The following is a 17739-nucleotide window of genomic DNA, read 5'->3' as shown; positions in this document are numbered from 1 at the left end:
TCTCGACATAGATTATTTTTAAAGATGAAAATTGCTCAATTTGCCAGTATTGGATTTATCTCTCTAGCACTCTTTGGCTGTGATAAATTTAGCAAAACACCAACGCCGACTACCTCAATTAAAGCCCGTGAACCTGTAATTGCACTTGCTTTAGGTGGCGGTGGAGCAAAAGGATTTTCACATATTGGTGTAATCAAGGTTTTAGAGTCTCATGGGATTAAGCCTAAAATTGTAACGGGTACCAGCGCTGGTAGCTTTGTTGGAAGTATCTACGCGAGTGGACAAACACCTTATCAATTGCAAAGTCTGGCTCTGAAATTACAAGAGTCTGATATCCGTGATTTAACGCTTAACCGTCAAGGCATTATTCTCGGGCAAAAGTTACAAGACTACGTTAACCGTAATGTTGGCAATAAACCGATTGAGAAGTTCCCAATCCGTTTTGCGGCTGTGGCAACTCGCCTTGATAATGGTCAAAAGGCAGACTTTATTAAAGGTAATGCAGGCCAAGCAGTACGTGCTTCTTGTAGTATTCCAAATGTGTTCGTGCCAGCCACAATCGGCAATCAAAAATACATTGATGGCGGATTAGTTAGTCCAATTCCTGTTAAAACAGCTCGTGATATGGGTGCAGATATTGTGATTGCCGTTGATATTTCAGCGCGCCCAGCAGGTAATCGCCCAGCCAATATGTGGGGATTACTGGATCAAACCATTAATATTATGGGTCAACAAAGTATTAATGAAGAACTCAAGCAAGCCAATGTTGTGATTCAGCCTAAAGTGGGTCATTTAGGTACACTTGACCTCAAATCAAGTAATCAAGCAATTTTGGAAGGTGAAAAAGCTGCTCAAGCTCAAATTCGCCAAATTGAAAGTGCGATTGCAACCTTCAAAAAATCTCCAGCAGCATTTAAGCCCGCGCCACGTTCTAAATTTTAATTGAAGTGGTTTTTTTCTATCCACATTACCTATCATCTGCTACAGTGGTAAAAGTGATATTAATCACTTTTACCCATCATAAAGATATATAAAAGAGCAGATCTATGGAGTTTGTTGTACAACCTTGGCACTGGTTTGTATTGGGTATCTTACTTATTCTTTCTGAGCTGATTCTACCTGCCTTTGCCGCACTCTGGTTTGGTATTGCCGCCATTATGGTGTGCATTCTCTATTGGTTATTTCCAGATATTAGCCTCACAACACAAATTGTATTGTGGATAATACTATCAGTGCTATGCACCATTCTTTGGTTCAAATTTATTAAACCCTTATCAATTGATAAAACCAAAGCGGGATTGCCCCGTGAAGCAACGATTGGTCAAGTTGGCATGGTGATTCAAACCGGTCTAGACCATGATCAAATTATTGTTCGCTTTCCAATGCCTATTTTAGGGGCCGATGAGTGGAATTGTCGGAGCACTACTCCTGTTAAAGTAGGCGATCGTGTCAGAGTTATTGACATTTCGGGTAATGACTTAATTGTTCAAACCCACGGTACTTCATAAACATTAAAGATAAAGAGAGGGTATTTTCATGCCAGTCGGTACTATTATTGTTTTAGCCTTTTTGGCGTTTGTGGCTATTACCATTTTTAAAGGGGTTCGTATTGTTCCTCAGGGCTACAAATGGATTGTCCAACGTTTAGGTAAATATCACACCACCCTTAATCCAGGGCTTAATTTTGTGATTCCCTATATCGATGACGTTGCTTATAAAATTACCACGAAAGACATTGTGCTAGATATTCCATCGCAAGAAGTGATTACACGTGACAACGCCGTATTACTCATGAATGCTGTGGCGTATATTAATTTAACCACACCAGAGAAAGCAGTTTACGGTATTGAAAACTATACATGGGCGATTCAAAACCTTGTACAAACCTCTCTGCGTTCTATTGTCGGTGAAATGGATCTAGATGATGCTTTGTCTTCACGTGATCATATTAAAGCGAAGCTCAAAGCTGCAATTTCTGATGATATTTCAGATTGGGGCATTACCTTAAAAACGGTTGAGATTCAAGATATTCAGCCATCTACAACAATGCAGGCTGCCATGGAAGCTCAAGCTGCGGCAGAACGTCAACGTCGTGCCACAGTAACGAGAGCTGACGGTGAAAAACAAGCTGCCATTTTAGAAGCTGATGGTCGCTTAGAAGCATCTCGTCGTGATGCAGAAGCACAAGTTGTTTTAGCTGAAGCTTCGCAAAAAGCGATTGAAATGGTAACAAGTGCAGTCGGTGATAAAGAAACTCCTGTGGCTTACTTGCTAGGTGAACAGTACATTAAAGCAATGCAAGAGTTAGCGAAATCAAGCAATGCTAAAACTGTAGTTTTACCTGCTGATGTTTTAAATACAATTCGCGGTATTATGGGAAAGCATAATTAATTTAATGAGTTCAAATAACTAATTGAAATCAAGACGGTGACTACAATGTCGCCGTTTTTTATATTATTGGTTTTTTAATCTTTTCTGATCTTTCAAAGGTAATTTTTTTACGACTAAATCATAAGAATCATGAATTAAATCTTGGAGTAAATCGCTTGTTAAACTCTTATGCGGTGTAATCGAAATCCAGTGTTTTTTATTCATGTGATAACCCGGAATAATAAATGAATAAAGCTCCTGATATTCCTGACTTTTATAAGGGTCACATTTGACATTAATCATTTTGACGCCCGCTACTTCCGTTGTCAGCATGAATATTTTTTCTAAAATTTTAAAAACTTCATATTCAGGCCCAAATGGATGAGTCTGTTGGCTAAAAGGAAGATTACGTGCAATTTCAATTGCTTTTTGATGGAGTTGTTCACCATTCATTCTTTTCTCCTTTATTCATTCCACATGAATAGAAGCATCAATATTGATTTAATATTATTAATTCGTACGAGCTAAAAGGAATTGTGAGATATCAACCAATTCTTTTGCATTGTCACCAAAATGAGCTAAAGCCTCAAAAGCTTGATCATGCAATTCTTTGGCATAAATCTGTGCTTGTTCAAGCCCCATTAAAGCTGGGTATGTCGATTTTTGAACTTGCTCATCTTTACCCGCAGTTTTACCCAAAGCTTCGGTGCTCGAAGTGATATCGAGAATATCGTCTAATACTTGAAAAGCCAGTCCAATGGTCTGCCCATATTGACGCAATTTTGGAATTGCTTGATCTGTGCCAGAAAAGATAGTAACTGCACCCATCATAATTGCAGCCTGAATAAGCGCACCAGTTTTATTACGATGAATATTTTCAAGTTCGTCTTGAGCAATTTGCTTAGCTTCAGCTTGTAGGTCTAATACTTGTCCACAAACCATTTTAGAAGTGGCTGTTGCTAAAATCTGAATTTGTTTTAATACAATCGCAGCATCGGTACCCTGCCCTTGTTCATCGAACAAACGACTACCTAAAACCTCAAAAGCCATTGATTGTAAAATATCGCCTGCGAGCAAAGCAGTATCTTCACCAAATGCAACATGACATGTCGGCTGACCACGACGCAGTAAATCATTGTCCATACAAGGCAGGTCATCGTGCGCTAGTGAATAACAATGAATTAACTCTACAGCAACCGCCGCACGGCGAGCCGCAGCAAAATTTGGATTAGGCTGTAAAGAAGCTGTGGCATAACACAAAGCCGGACGCACACGTTTTCCACCAAGCATAACTGCATGGTGTACTGCACTTTTTAAAGGTTCTGGAATTGAGAACGCGGCCAGTGTCGTCAATAAATCTTGTTGAATACGTTGTTGAGCTTGTTTTAAAACATCCGCATTAACTTGAGAGAGTGATGACACAGTCGCCTCGATAAAATCAGTAGAGAAATTTTATTGAATGTAATGAAGCATTCATGCGCTACATCATACACGATTCACTGTAAAAAGTGGGTGATGAGTTTTTGAAGGTAAACGTAAAAAAGCCTCTTCGTAATTGAGAGGCTTTTTTACTTAAGTGACTTTTAGAAACTGTCACCTGGAACACGTACCCAACCTTCCATTAACACACGTGCACTACGGCTCATAATGGCTTTTTTAACGACCCATTGATCATTAATACGTTCCGCTTGAGCACCAACACGTAATGTTCCAGATGGATGACCAAAACGTACCGCTTCACGTTCACCGCCGCCAGCAGCTAAATTTACTAACGTTCCCGGAATAGCAGCCGCTGTGCCAATTGCAACCGCTGCTGTTCCCATCATTGCATGGTGCAATTTACCCATCGACAAAGCTCGAACCAGTAAATCAACATCACTCTCTGAAACTGGTTTACCACTTGAAGCTGTATAATTTTTCGGTTTAGAAACAAAAGCAATTTTTGGTGTGTGCTGACGCGCAGCTGCTTCAGAAATATCTTTAATTAAACCCATCTGTACCGCACCATACGCACGAATTTTTTCAAAACGAGCCAGTGCAGTTGTATCACTATTAATATGATCTTGTAACTCTGTGCCTTGGTAACCCAAATCTTCTGCATTTAAGAAAATGGTTGGAATTCCTGCATTAATGAATGTCGCTTGAAAATGACCAATGTCGGGGACATCTAATTCATCAACGATATTTCCTGTCGGGAACATATCACCGCCTTCTTCACCATCATCGGCTGGATCTAAAAACTCAATTTGAACTTCAGCAGCAGGAAACGTTACCCCATCGAGCTCGAAATCACCAGTTTCTTGAACTTGACCATTGGTGATAGGCACATGCGCAATAATGGTTTTTTGAATATTTTTTTGCCAAATTCGAACCGTGCATAGGCCATTTTCTGGAATACGGTTTGCATCAACCAAGCCATTTGAAATCGCAAAAGAGCCAACAGCGGCGGTTAAATTACCGCAGTTACCACTCCAGTCTACAAAAGCCTGATCAATTGAAACCTGACCAAATAAATAATCAACATCATGATCTGGCTGAGTACTTTTAGCGAGAATCACAGTTTTGCTGGTACTCGAAGTGGCTCCTCCCATTCCATCAATTTGTTTTCCATATGGGTCTGGGCTACCAATGACACGTAGTAAGAGCTGATCCCTTGCTTGTCCTGCAACTTGGGCTTTTTCAGGCAAATCATCAAGCTTGAAAAAGACACCTTTACTGGTTCCACCACGCATATAAGTTGCTGGAATTTTAATTTGCGGTACTGAGCTCATATCAACTGTTATCCTTACTATTATGTTCTTCTATATCAAAACAAGCATTCTTGTTTACCCTTCTCTGCATCTTAAATTGTTTTAAGGCCAAGAGATAGCGATCTGCTTTATACATCAATCGTATTGACGCGAGTATATTTTGAGAATTTAGCAATATGCTTGCAATGACTTAATCTAAGCAAAATCTAAGAAAAAAAGTCTATATTAAATTATATTTTTTAGAGTACTTTTCACTCTATATTAAAAAATTAAAAGTAAACCAATGATTTTAAATATATTTTAATATTACTTTTCAGTCACTCCTTATTAATTTGTAGTCTAGGCTAAAATAACTCCATCTATTAGAATAATTTACTTATTCATTGTGAGTGAAGACCTTTGACCAACGAATCTTCTACACTGCAACGAGGACTAAAAAATCGACATATCCAATTAATTGCTATGGGTGGAGCAATTGGTACCGGATTATTTTTAGGCTCGGCGCAAGTGATTCAATCTGCGGGACCATCCATTATTTTAGGATATGCCATTGGCGGCTTAATCGCGTTTTTGATTATGCGTCACTTGGGAGAAATGATTGTTGAAGAACCTGTTGCAGGATCGTTCAGCCATTTTGCGTATAAATATTGGGGGAAATTTCCCGGATTTTTAACCGGATGGAACTATTGGATACTCTACGTTCTGGTTGCGATGAGTGAGCTCACCGCGGTAGCCAAATATATTAATTATTGGTGGCCTCATATTCCAGCGTGGACTTCTGTCTTATTTTTCTTTGTCGTGATTACGGCAATTAACTTAACCAACGTCAAATTTTATGGTGAATCCGAATTCTGGCTCGCTATTATTAAAGTTGCTGCGGTTATTTCTATGATTGTGTTTGGGCTTTATTTGCTATTTACAGCAGATGTCGGTTCAAGCATTTCATTTAGTAACCTTTGGTCTCATGGTGGATTTTTTCCAAATGGCTTTAGCGGCCTGTTCTATATGTTGGCTTTCTTGATGTTCGCTTTTGGTGGTATTGAACTGATTGGTATGGCCGCAGCAGAAGCAAAAGATCCGAAAAAAACCATTCCAAAAGCAATTAACCAAGTCGTTTTCCGTATCTTGATTTTCTATATCGGTTCACTGGCAATCTTACTTTCATTAGTGCCATGGAACCAATTAGATCTTGGCGGTCTCGACAAAAGTCCATTTGTTATGATTTTTAGCCAAATGGGAATTGGTTGGGCTGCACACTTACTTAACTTTATTATCTTAACTGCTGCCCTATCTGTTTATAACAGTGGGATGTTTGCAAATAGCCGTATGCTCTACAGTCTCGCTCAACAAGGGAATGCACCAAAAGTTTTTGCAAAAACCAATAAACAGGGGGTTCCTATTCCCGCTGTTCTGCTTTCTGCTTTATTAATCTTTGGTTGTGTTCTTTTGAATTACTTTGTACCTGAAGATGCTCTTGGACATCTTATGTACGTTGTGGTTGGTGCACTTGTTCTAAACTGGGCAATGATATCAATTACACATTTGAAGTATAGACGCTTTGTTAAGCACGCGAATATTAAGACATCTTTTCCAGCGTTATGGTCACCTTTTAGTAATTACTTAGTTTTAGCGTTTATTGCTGTGGTTCTCTATATTATGTGGACTCAAGGCTTCAAAGAGTCAGTAATGATGATCCCTATTTGGATTACGGCAATGCTCGTACTTTTTGACTATTTAAATCCTAAAAAACTAGATTCCATTGAGAATCCTGAAGAATAAATAAATCTAAAAAGCCATTGTCTAGACAATGGCTTTTTTGTTTATAATCATAAAATTATGCGCCCTTAGCTTAACTGGATAGAGCAGTTGCCTCCTAAGCGACCGACGTGGGTTCGAGTCCCACAGGGCGCACATATAATCTAGCAAATAGATATGCTAGTAATGATTATAGAAAAGGATCAATTAAAGTATATACATAGAACAAAGAGCTAAAAAGAATTACACACCATCTCCTATAAATCTCGCCTGTACTACTATTAACATCTATAGCAAATACAAAGGTAAAAGTTCCATTAAACCAAGCATATAAGCAAAAAAAAGTTGATGAAAATATAACTAAAACAGAAGATATAGATAAAACTTCCTTAATATATTGTACAAATAATCCAAAAGCAGAAATTAATGTATATACAGAAAATATTAGGAATTTATATCTTGTATATATTAAAAGATAAGTTTCTTTCACTTCTTACCTCTTATTAAATTATTTTTGTAGAAAAAGATAATAGATAAGGAGTATTAATTATACCTTCTATAAATTTTTCAATATTCCTTAAATTTACTTTTGGCAATACAACCATATTTTCATAAAAAAAATATTGATTTGATCTCAAATCATCTTCAATAGTTTGTTTCAATCTAATAGGATCATAAAAATTAAATGTATATACTTTATCAAATATCTGTATATCCACCTCAAGACATCCCTTCAACTCAATTTCCCAAGCATATTCACAAAAGTCATCAGATAAATTTATAATATAATTCTTCATACAGTTCCTTTAATATTAAAATACTCTTAAGACACTGTTCCAATTTTAAACTTTCATATATAAATTTAATCACAGTAATTTAAATTTAAAAGCCATTTTTTAGTTTCCAAGAGATCTTTTTGAATCTTTCTTTGATCATTTAAATATCTATTATCTATAAAATATTTAACTTGACATAAATTCTTTTTATCATAAAGAGTTAAATCTTTTTCTGATATCCTCCTCATATCTTGCGCAACAAGCAATAAAGGAATATATATATCCACATTTTCATATTTTTGTAACTCTTTAATTATATAGACATAATTAGTTAGATTTACAACAGTTGATGCATTAAAACCTTGCTGAAAATAATACTCCTTATTAATTTCTACAGCTCTACAACCACTAAGAAAAACAATCAAACATACTAAAAAAGGCCTCATATTATTTCCTTTATCCCAATAAAACCTCATAACTTTATTTTAAAATGCTTTTATTTTACATCTTTTTATATAAAAATTTAGAACTGGTTAGTTCCCACATTATATTAACCCATAAGCACAAGCATAGCGCAGTGATGCCTATAGATGATAAATTATAAGACCAGAGTTCTGAACAATACCCGATTCAACAGCTCTTAATATTTACAACCATTTTGTTCTCATTTAAATAAAAACAACCTGAACCATGATAGCCTGCCCCACCATCAATCGAATAATAATATTGAGTATATAACTTTAGCTGCTTGGGTTTTACAATCTCTTTAAATCCACGTGGTTTAACTCCATAAGTCCATTTATAGGCATAATCATTTTTAAAATTAAACCAACTTATTTCCCTGCTTATTTTAATCTCCCATGCTGTTTCTTTCAACGTACCAGCAGGAACAGTACTATTATCCATCACATAAAATCGAAAACCACTATCAAGCTTTTTGGCATCACTTTTAGATAGCTGAAATATAATTCCATTATTAGCATTACCCGAAACAAGTAAATCAACTGTACCAGAGCATGCCACTAACACAGGTATAAATAGTAAGCTATATAAATTTCCCATTATCAGCTGCCTCCAGCACAACGGTTTTTTATAATGTTAGGCAATCTACCTCCAAATATTCAAAAAAAATCACCTTAATTTTCAGTACTATATAAAGAAACAGCTTATTATAAAAATACTAAAAATCAGAATTATCCGTAGGATATATAAAGACTGAATTTTCAAAGGTGATATGACTTAGCTCTAACGAATCTTTGTCCTGAACCACCTTAAGACTCAAATCTAATTTATTCATATTAACAATTCATCCTTTATTAAAATTATTTACCTAACAATGGATTAAGCATCATATAAAAATGAAAAAATGTACTTGAAAAAATTATCATCCATCTCCCTATAACCTCTCCATTAGTACTTGATTCTGTAATGGGAAAAGTTTCAGCAAATAATCCATTACACCAAGTAGAGATACAAACATAACAACTTAAAAAACTAGCAAAAAAGTATCCATAGTCAATTAATCCCATCTTAACTTGCATCAAAATACTTAATAAAGTTAAAAATAAAATTAAAAAAACTATCTCTTTTTTATGCCTTTTAAGCAGATAAAAGTAAATTTTCTTTAATTTCATATAAGAAGCCCTTAATCTTAAAATTTATATTCAGTGATACTTACTACCATATTCAAACATCTATTTATATTTATTAAATATTCTTGATCACAATTTCCCTTAACAATTTAAAAATTTAGTTATAGCCTATATATTTACTATAATTTTTCAATTAACCTTTATACATATTGTTAATAACTAAAAATCTGGGCAGATGCCCAGATTTAATTTACTATTATTCTGGAAATACAATCTGACTAGGCTGTACAATAATATTTGGTGGCAATATTTTTAGTTGATTCATAGTTTCAAAAAGCTCTTTTTGATACACAGTTAGGTCAAAAACTAACTCAACCCAGCCATTATTAAACCACACATCCCAGTAAACTAGGTTGTTCTCATGAGTAACCTTGATATAATCCCAACCGCCATCATCAGCTATACCAGAGACATCTGTAAATATTAGATAAAATCCAGAAGAGTAAATAGATTTTTCTAATTCAGATGGTACAAGTAAGGTACCTTGATCAATGAATAACTTTAAATCAGATTTATCCCGAGGCCATATAAAGGCTGAATTTTCAAAAGCGATATGATTTATCTCTATGGAATCTCTCCCCTGAACCACCTTAACACTTAAATCTAGCTTATTCATATTAACACTTCATTATTTACAAAAACTATTTATTTAACAATGGATTAATTAAGAAATAAACATGAAGAAATGTACTTGAAAAAATCATCATCCACCTCGCTATGACTTCTCCATTATTACTCGATTCAGTGATTGGTAAAGTTTCTGCAAATATTCCATTGCACCACATATATATACAAGCATAGCAACTCAGGAAAATGACAAAAAAGTATCCATAGTCAATCAAGCCCACTTTAACTTGAATGGAAACACTCACTAAAGTAAAAAATAAAATTAAAAAAACTATCTTTTTCTTATGCCTTTCAAGCAGATAAAAGTAAATTTCCTTTAGGTCCATATAAGAAACCCTTAATCCTAAAACTTATATTCGGTGATACTTACCACCTCATTCAAAAATAAATTTACATCCTTGATTAATCAATGCACAATTCTCTATCATTTTATTTAGTCTTCATCCCTTTTATATTTTATAATCATCTAAATTATTTATAATTTTTAAAAAAATTATTGTACGACTCCTCTCTCCTATCATAGAAAAACAAGTCATCAATTTTTTCTAACAAGTAAAAATCACCTATTATTTCTTTAAGCCCATTAAAAACAAAACCTTTTGAATTAGATTTCAACCCTAATGATAATTTTTCAATTAATAAAGAGTGGTTTTCACAATATGAAAATATTTTAATTAAAGAATGAATTTCTTCCTTACAAGGTATATCTACAGTAAGTGTAAGTAAAAAAGCTTTCATATAAAATAAAGTGTCCTTTTCAACTTCGGGAAAATTAACATATCCCGAAAAAATTCGCCTATTAACTCCACTTTGGTTATAAATAATATCATTTTCATTACCATTAGCAGGAAAAATAATATCTTTATTTAATTTAATATAACCCACGTAATTATAGGCTACAATATTAGTTTCATCCTCATCCATATTAAACTCCTACAATCCATTAATATAAAATAATTTTAACCTCCATCCTTAATGTAAACTCTATTAAGTAATGGAGAAACGCCAAATTTCTCTTCTACTACCCAATTCCAAACATCATCTTCTTTTAATTTATCAAGAATATAAATGGATGCTATCTCATTTCCAGCTTTGTAAAGCTCTTCACTAATAATTTTTTCTCTTTCATTAGTAAAAACTATATCTTGAAAAATTTCTTTATTAGTTCCATTGACTTTAACTGTAATCATTTTATTTGCATCTATAAATGGATTTTCTTGATTAATCCCAACTATTACACCTTTCACACAATAAGTTTCTATATTGCCACTTTTGATATTTTCCCACCATTCAGCTGTTGCATATAAACCATTGTCACCCTTAAGCCCCATTGTTGTTCCCTTATCCAACGTAGTTTGCTGTATATTTTTGATATAATTTTCATCCATCAAGATTGAAGAAGATGACCTTAAATCAAATACCAACTTATACCCTTGCTCAAGTAGATTTATATCTTCTATTTTTATCATTTTCAATTTTACACCTAACACATTATTTATTATAAAAAATAGGACTTAATAAATATAAGTCTTATTCTCATAAAAATTGTGTACTTAATCCTTCACTTCAGCCAACAATGTTTCAGCTGCAAGTTTTCCTAAATTATTAGAAGCAAGCGGACTATCACCAGTTAACAATTTACGGTCTCTATGACATTGACCTGTAATACCTTTATTTAAAATTTCTACACCGAGTTTTTCAAGGTTTTCACCTACTAGCCAAGGTAAAGCTCCAGGCATATAACCGATATCAATATTTGCTCCCTTATCTAAGGAATCAGGGAATACACAAATTTGATAGCCTTTAAAAATATAGTTTTCTGGCTGTTCATCTACTGCCGCAGCCAGTAATGAAGCTGGACCATGACATAATGTAATAATAAATTTATCTTGTTCAACCGCCCATTTAAGGACTTTTTTCACCTCAAGGCTATGTGGAATTTTAGCTAATACGCCATGCCCACCCGGAATAAATACAGCCGCATATGGTGAGTTTTCACCGACTGCATTTTCTAAAATATCAGTTAGCTTTAATGGATTTTTTAATTTATCTGCGTATTTTTGAAAAGTATCTAATACAACTTGTTCTTGCTTTGGCATCGCCCACATTTCAAGTTTGACAGGGTTCCCAGAAAGTGTCGCAACATCAATTTCAAAGCCTGCATTATCTAAATGAAACATCGGTAAAAGCATTTCTACAGGATGGTTTCCTGTAGAAAAGAACTTACCGTTTTGCATCTGGATATAGCGTTCATCAGTTGCAATCATTAAAACTTTTTTATTGCCCGCATACGGCGTTGAATAAGTCGTACCATCGTAATCGGTTTTAGGAGCAGTATATTGACTTAGTGAATAAGGTGATGGGAAAAAGGCATTATCTTCAGCCAAATCTGGAGTAGGATTTTTATCATCAATATTTGCGGTATTCATTGTTACTATCCTTTTTCATCAATATGGAAAGAAATAATAAAGTAGGAACCAATTGTTATTTCTTACTCAATTTATAGGTGAAGTCATTGAACTGGTGCAACCTGCCAATAGAATTTGGCAATTTTTATAGAGAAATAGGCAGAACCTAGAATTAAAAAGTATAGTTTAGGCAAACCTGTCGTTCACCCAAACTTTAATGATTACAGCGTTACGCATTCATTTCTAAAACGATCTTCCCAATATGATCACCTTGTTCCATACATGCATGAGCACTTTGTACATCTGAAAAAGCATACGTTTTATAGATCTGAGGTAAACATTTACCTTGAGCCAAGAGCGGCCATACATGCTCATGTAAAGATTTGGCAATTTCTGCTTTTTCTTGGCTATTACGTGCTCGCATCGTTGAACCCGTAATTGTGGCACGTTTTAAAATCAGTTTTTGTAAATCAAATTCTTTTGCAATTCGACCGCCCATAAAGCCAATAATGACAAGTCGACCATCGCGTTTTAATAGATTTAAATTTTTCGAGAAATAAGAACCACCCACAATATCCAAAATAACATCAACACCTTGATCTTGAGTATGTTTCAAAACTTCTTGCTCAAAATCTTGGGTTTTATAGTTAATTGCTGTGGTGAAACTAGAGAGTGCTTCAACTTTATCTTCACTACCAACGGTAGCAAAAGTTTTAATTCCTAAAGCTTGGCAAATCGCTAAAGCTGTAGTTCCAATACCACTTGCCCCACCATGAATCAGTGCCGTTTCATCTTTCTTTAAACGGCCAATATCAAATAGGTTTGCCCAAACCGTAAAGAATGTTTCCGGAAGCGCAGCAGCTTGCGTAAAAGATAAATTTTCAGGTATTGGCAATACTTGAGTTGCAGTTACCGCACAGTACTCAGCATAACCACCGCCATTTGTTAGAGCACAAACTTTATCTCCAACCTTGAATTGATCTACTTCGTCACCTACAGCAACCACAACACCAGCGACTTCCAACCCTGGTATTTGAGTAACACCTTTAGGCATTGGATATAAACCCATACGCTGTAAAACGTCAGGGCGGTTAATTCCAGCAGCCTTTACCTCGATTAAGACTTCATTTGCTTGAGGTACTGGAAGACTAGCATCTTGAACTTTTAAAACCTCTGGTCCACCTGGAGCCGTAATTTCAATAATTTTCATGGTTGTTGGAAAGGTCATAAAATGCTCCATGTTTGATTTATATTTCAAATACTAATCTACGTTAAATAATTGAGGACTTGGGTGGAACGCCAAACAGTCGCTTAAATTCTCGGCTAAATTGTGAAGCACTGACATAACCAACCTCATAGGCGGCTTCTGCTACACCCATTTTATTGTTCATGATTAACTCACGTGCCTTATGTAACCGAGTAATTTTTATGTACTGTAAGGGCGAATAATTTGTCACTTTTTTAAAAGTCTGATGAAAAAGCGAGATGCTCATGCCTGCTTGTTTCGCCAATTCTTGAACCGTTAAGTTATGATAATAATCACGCTGAATAATTTCACAAATGGTGTAAATCACACCATTTCGACTTACTATAGCGGATAAACTCTCGACTAGATTATTACCTGAGGCCTGCACCACACGATAAACCAACTCTCTTTTAACTTGCTCACCTAATATAAAAGTATCTTGTTTAGAACGAAGTAAATTAAGCAATCTGAGAGCAACCTCGGAAATGGTGATATTCATGTCGATCACTCTAAGCCCACAGCTTAATTTTAAATCTTCAGAGTGAACATCTTCAGTAACCACTTGTTGCTGTTTATCCATTTTAGTAATGAGATCAGCCATCATTTGTGGTTCAAATTTTATTGCTATCGCCAACATTGGTTCATTATTTTCAACAACAGTATCGCAATCAAACGGTATTGCAATTGAGATGAATAAGCACTGTCCTCGTTGAAATTGAAAGATTTCTTTACCAATATACCCTCGCTTCAATCCCTGTATAACTAAAACAATTGAGGGTTCTTGCAGCACGGCAACAGGAGGTGTGGAATGATCTACACGCATCAAAGTGATGTTAGAAATAAAAGTAGGATAGAGTCCTTCTGCTGGAGCCAAGTGCAAAAATGCATCGACCAAATGTTCTGTAAGATGATTTTGCGGCATAGTTTTATTGTGAGAAGTAATCTAATAATTAATATAACAATGAACCTAAAATGAAAACATCTGTCTTACGTTTACTTTGTATAAATAGGCAATTCAAATCAATTTTTAGGCATAAAAAAACCTAGAGCATTCTAGGTTTTTCACTTCATCAGATTATTTAAGCCGATAAATTAAAGAACATTGCTGCAATTAAAATAATTACACCGAGTGCAATTCGATACCAAGCAAATACGCGTAAGGTATGACGCTCTACAAACAGAACCAATGCTTTTACAACAAACAATGCGGCAATAAAAGCAGCAACGAAACCTACCCCAATATTAATCATATTATCGGCGGTCAGTACGTCAGCATTTTTAACTAAGTCAAAAGTTGCAGCACCCAACATGGTTGGCATAGCAAGGAAGAAAGAGAATTCTGTAGCAGCCTTACGTGATAAGCCCGCAAACATTCCGCCCACAATTGTTGCACCTGAACGTGAAGTTCCTGGAATCATGGCAACACATTGAGCAAGTCCAACTAAAAGTGCTTGTTTAAAAGTAATTTTGGTTGCATCGAGTGTCTTATGTTCAAATTGTCTAGATTCAACCCAGAAAATAATAAGCGCCCCGACAATTAAGGCAATCGCCACCACAATTGGGCTGAATAAAACACTTTTAATAAAGTCTACTGCCAAAACCCCAATAATAACTGCGGGGAAGAATGCAATAAGTACACTGATAGCAAAATGACGTGATTCCACATCACCACTAAAGAAGCCTTTAATCAAGTTAACAATTTTTTGTCGGTATAACCAGCACACTGCCAAAATAGCACCTAACTGGATTACGACCTCAAATACACGACCGCCGTCTGAATGGAAATCGATAATATGACCAAATAAAATTAAATGGCCTGTACTCGAGATTGGTAAAAATTCAGTTAAGCCTTCGACAAAGCCTAAAAACAGTGCTTTTATAACTTCAAAATTTTCCATCACTTGCTCAAAAAGTTAATCACCAGAAAAGTCTAAAAATTTGTTTTATATCATGTATAAACCATAATTTTGGCCTAGTTCATGCCCAATATCAGATCATTTCTAGCATTTGTGGTTATTGCCCTTAGCAAAAGGCGGTTTATTTAAAGGGGAATAATGTATCACATCATCATGACAATCTTAGGTTAACTATCGTAAAAAGATGAACTTGGTTAAGAACTACAAAATTTCTCATTCTATAGCTAAAGATTTTTACGCTTATTTACCCTAAAATGATCTTAAAAAGACATTACAAAAACATGATATTATTTTTCTTACATGCAACTCATATCAAAAATTCTATCTGAATGAAAAATACCAAAATTAATGCACGTCATCTTATTATCGATTTATTTCTTTCCTCAGCTTATCCTCAGCTCACCATTAAACAAATATTGATTGCAGCTAAACTTTTTAATATGAGTGACAACGGTATTCGTGTTGCTACGACTCGGCTACTAAATGAAGGCATGATAGAAAGTGTCGAGCGTGGTATCTATCAACTTTCACCATCAACTAAAGACTGGGCAAAAGTCATTTTGAATCGTAAAAATGGCATTAAACAAACCAAAGAATGGCAACAGAATTATCTGGCAGTGTTTACGGGGACATTAGGCCGTATAGATCGGACCGCTTTAAAAAAGAGAGAACATGCTTTACATCAATTTGGTTTTAGAGAACTTGAAACTGGTATTTATATACGCCCAGACAATTTAGCCTATAGTTTTGAAAAAACATGTGAAGAACTCACTTTAGCGGGCCTTGAAAATGAAGCTAAAATTTCTATTATTCAAAAGTTTGACCCAAAAACAGTTTTGTTAATTCCTTCTTTATGGGATACGAAGCAGCTTGAAGAAAATTATGAGATGTATAGTCAAGATATCCAAGAATGGCTTTTGAATTATAAAAATTTATCCTTAAATGAGGTCGCCACTCAAGCTTTGTTATTAGGACGTGAAACGATTACCTTACTCATGAACGACCCTCTGTTGCCCCCTCCATTTGTTAACGAACATGCCCGCAATCAGTTTGCTCAAAATGTACAGCAGCTCGACTCGATTGGACAAAAGCTGTGGCAGAAACTTTATAAAAATGAATTAGCCCATTAAAGGGCGATTTATTTTTTTACAAACAAATATTACACTTTTTTAAATTTTATGATTATATTGGTAATATAAAATATGGATACCAAAATCTGATTTGGGAGAATAAAAATGAATGCACAAGTGAGTGTGACCGATCTCTTTAGCAGAGAAGAAATACAGGAACTCACACAACCCTCAGATGCATATGGTGCTTGGGCTGTTGCAAGTACGTGGGCTGTTATTGGTGGAACATTTGCCAGTTTAATCATGATGTGGGATTACTTACCGAGCTGGGGCAAATTACTTGCTTGTATGCTTGCCTTAGCAATATTGGCTGGTCGCCAGTTATGCCTAGCGATTTTGATGCATGATGCATCGCATAAAAGCTTGTTCAAAAATAAAAAAATAAATGACTTTGTCGGTGAGTGGCTATGCGCCCGTCCCATCTGGAATGATCTACAAAAATATCGCGTACATCATGTGCGTCATCATGCAAAAACGTCTACTCCAGATGACCCAGACCTTTCTTTAGTTTCTGGTTTTCCTGTAAGTAAAAAATCTCTTACTCGTAAATTCTTACGCGACTTAACGGGTATGACCGGATTAAAGTTTAGCTTTGGTCGAGTGTTAATGGATCTCGATTTAATGAAATGGACGGTTGCAAATGATCAAGTCTGGCTAGACCGAAGTAATAAAGACTTCGTTGACTATGCTAAAAGTCTTATAAAAAACAGTAGTGGAGCCATTGCAACCAATGTAGCTCTTTATGGTGTTTTAAAAGCTTTTGGTCAACAACGGTTTTATTGGTTATGGCCCCTAGCTTACTTAACCCCCTTCCCATTATTTTTAAGAATTCGCTCCATGGCCGAACATGCAGGTATGCAAACGAGTAATACCGCTTTAACGAATACCCGTACAACACGTGCAGGTTGGATTGCTAGAAGTTTTGTGGCCCCTATTCATGTTAATTACCATATGGAACACCATTTAATGGCTTCGGTGCCCTACTTCAAATTACCGCGCATGCATCGTCTATTGAGAAATCGCGGCCATGTTCCAGCACCACCTAGCTATTTTGAAGTAATTGAATCACTCTCATCTAAGCCAGAAAAATCTACTTAATGAATTCAAAT

The 17739-nt window shown here is 35.4% G+C and carries 20 protein-coding genes and 1 tRNA gene; 7 read left to right on the top strand and 14 right to left on the bottom strand.

The features are described 5' to 3' along the window. The first annotated feature begins 24 nt into the window (after positions 1-24). From MMY79_RS03685 to MMY79_RS03675, 3 genes are all read left to right on the top strand, one after another. Positions 25-942: a patatin-like phospholipase family protein gene (locus MMY79_RS03685; protein ID WP_034591625.1), complete on the top strand. Its 918-nt coding sequence runs from the start codon at positions 25-27 to the stop codon at positions 940-942. 104 nt (positions 943-1046) lie between these two features. After that, positions 1047-1508, top strand: a complete 462-nt coding sequence (locus MMY79_RS03680; protein WP_016137083.1) for an NfeD family protein — start codon at positions 1047-1049, stop codon at positions 1506-1508. 28 nt (positions 1509-1536) lie between these two features. Next, complete coding sequence (locus MMY79_RS03675; RefSeq protein WP_252612099.1) at positions 1537-2391, top strand: SPFH domain-containing protein; 855 nt, start codon at positions 1537-1539, stop codon at positions 2389-2391. Positions 2392-2454: 63 nt separating this feature from the next. Here the strand turns inward: MMY79_RS03675 and MMY79_RS03670 are convergent, their stop codons facing one another. From MMY79_RS03670 to prpF, 3 genes are all read right to left on the bottom strand, one after another. Then, positions 2455-2823: an MmcQ/YjbR family DNA-binding protein gene (locus MMY79_RS03670; protein WP_252612097.1), complete on the bottom strand. Its 369-nt coding sequence runs from the start codon at positions 2821-2823 to the stop codon at positions 2455-2457. A 57-nt stretch (positions 2824-2880) separates the two neighbouring features. Then, positions 2881-3792 (bottom strand): polyprenyl synthetase family protein, encoded by a 912-nt coding sequence (locus tag MMY79_RS03665; protein WP_016137086.1) that lies wholly within the window; start codon positions 3790-3792, stop codon positions 2881-2883. 161 nt (positions 3793-3953) lie between these two features. Further along, a complete protein-coding gene (gene prpF, locus MMY79_RS03660) occupies positions 3954-5141 on the bottom strand; it encodes a 2-methylaconitate cis-trans isomerase PrpF (RefSeq protein WP_252612095.1) in 1188 nt (395 codons plus the stop codon). Positions 5142-5519: 378 nt separating this feature from the next. On the opposite strand from prpF, the gene MMY79_RS03655 reads away from it, so the two are divergent. Further along, complete coding sequence (locus MMY79_RS03655) at positions 5520-6899, top strand: amino acid permease (RefSeq protein WP_004789335.1); 1380 nt, start codon at positions 5520-5522, stop codon at positions 6897-6899. Between the two features lie 59 nt (positions 6900-6958). Then, positions 6959-7031: transfer RNA gene (locus MMY79_RS03650), tRNA-Arg, on the top strand. A 347-nt stretch (positions 7032-7378) separates the two neighbouring features. On the opposite strand, the gene MMY79_RS03645 is transcribed toward MMY79_RS03650, so the two are convergent. The 11 genes from MMY79_RS03645 to MMY79_RS03595 form a co-directional block, all read right to left on the bottom strand. Continuing rightward, positions 7379-7672, bottom strand: coding sequence for a hypothetical protein (locus MMY79_RS03645; protein ID WP_252612093.1), 294 nt, complete (start codon positions 7670-7672; stop codon positions 7379-7381). 65 nt (positions 7673-7737) lie between these two features. Continuing rightward, a complete protein-coding gene (locus tag MMY79_RS03640; RefSeq protein WP_001247270.1) occupies positions 7738-8097 on the bottom strand; it encodes a hypothetical protein in 360 nt (119 codons plus the stop codon). Between the two features lie 184 nt (positions 8098-8281). Then, entirely contained in the window at positions 8282-8713 is a 432-nt protein-coding gene (locus MMY79_RS03635; RefSeq protein ID WP_252612091.1) for a hypothetical protein, read from the bottom strand. 260 nt (positions 8714-8973) lie between these two features. After that, positions 8974-9285: a hypothetical protein gene (locus MMY79_RS03630; RefSeq protein ID WP_252612089.1), complete on the bottom strand. Its 312-nt coding sequence runs from the start codon at positions 9283-9285 to the stop codon at positions 8974-8976. 214 nt (positions 9286-9499) lie between these two features. Then, the gene (locus MMY79_RS03625) at positions 9500-9919 is read right to left on the bottom strand and encodes a hypothetical protein (RefSeq protein ID WP_252612087.1); all 420 of its coding nucleotides are present in this window, start codon (positions 9917-9919) and stop codon (positions 9500-9502) included. A gap of 482 nt (positions 9920-10401) precedes the next feature. After that, positions 10402-10854 carry a hypothetical protein gene (locus tag MMY79_RS03620; protein ID WP_252612085.1) on the bottom strand — a complete coding sequence of 151 codons (453 nt, stop codon included), beginning with the start codon at positions 10852-10854 and terminating at the stop codon, positions 10402-10404. Between the two features lie 35 nt (positions 10855-10889). Then, a complete protein-coding gene (locus MMY79_RS03615) occupies positions 10890-11399 on the bottom strand; it encodes a hypothetical protein (RefSeq protein ID WP_252612083.1) in 510 nt (169 codons plus the stop codon). Between the two features lie 84 nt (positions 11400-11483). Continuing rightward, positions 11484-12359, bottom strand: a complete 876-nt coding sequence (gene hchA / locus MMY79_RS03610) for a glyoxalase III HchA (RefSeq protein WP_252612081.1) — start codon at positions 12357-12359, stop codon at positions 11484-11486. Positions 12360-12567: 208 nt separating this feature from the next. Next, positions 12568-13578, bottom strand: a complete 1011-nt coding sequence (locus MMY79_RS03605; protein WP_252613420.1) for an NAD(P)H-quinone oxidoreductase — start codon at positions 13576-13578, stop codon at positions 12568-12570. A gap of 31 nt (positions 13579-13609) precedes the next feature. Then, positions 13610-14506, bottom strand: a complete 897-nt coding sequence (locus tag MMY79_RS03600) for an AraC family transcriptional regulator (protein ID WP_252612079.1) — start codon at positions 14504-14506, stop codon at positions 13610-13612. 157 nt (positions 14507-14663) lie between these two features. Then, positions 14664-15482: an undecaprenyl-diphosphate phosphatase gene (locus MMY79_RS03595; protein ID WP_016137097.1), complete on the bottom strand. Its 819-nt coding sequence runs from the start codon at positions 15480-15482 to the stop codon at positions 14664-14666. 347 nt (positions 15483-15829) lie between these two features. On the opposite strand from MMY79_RS03595, the gene MMY79_RS03590 reads away from it, so the two are divergent. Continuing rightward, a complete protein-coding gene (locus tag MMY79_RS03590) occupies positions 15830-16630 on the top strand; it encodes a PaaX family transcriptional regulator C-terminal domain-containing protein (RefSeq protein WP_252612077.1) in 801 nt (266 codons plus the stop codon). Between the two features lie 105 nt (positions 16631-16735). After that, on the top strand, positions 16736-17728 hold the full coding sequence (locus tag MMY79_RS03585; protein WP_252612074.1) for a fatty acid desaturase family protein: 993 nt from the start codon (positions 16736-16738) through the stop codon (positions 17726-17728). Positions 17729-17739: the final 11 nt, after the last annotated feature.

The sequence above is a fragment of the Acinetobacter sp. XS-4 genome (genome assembly GCF_023920705.1).
Classification (GTDB): domain Bacteria; phylum Pseudomonadota; class Gammaproteobacteria; order Pseudomonadales; family Moraxellaceae; genus Acinetobacter.
The sequence above is the reverse complement of the archived record's forward strand: the minus strand, read 5'-3'. Positions and strand labels throughout refer to the sequence as shown.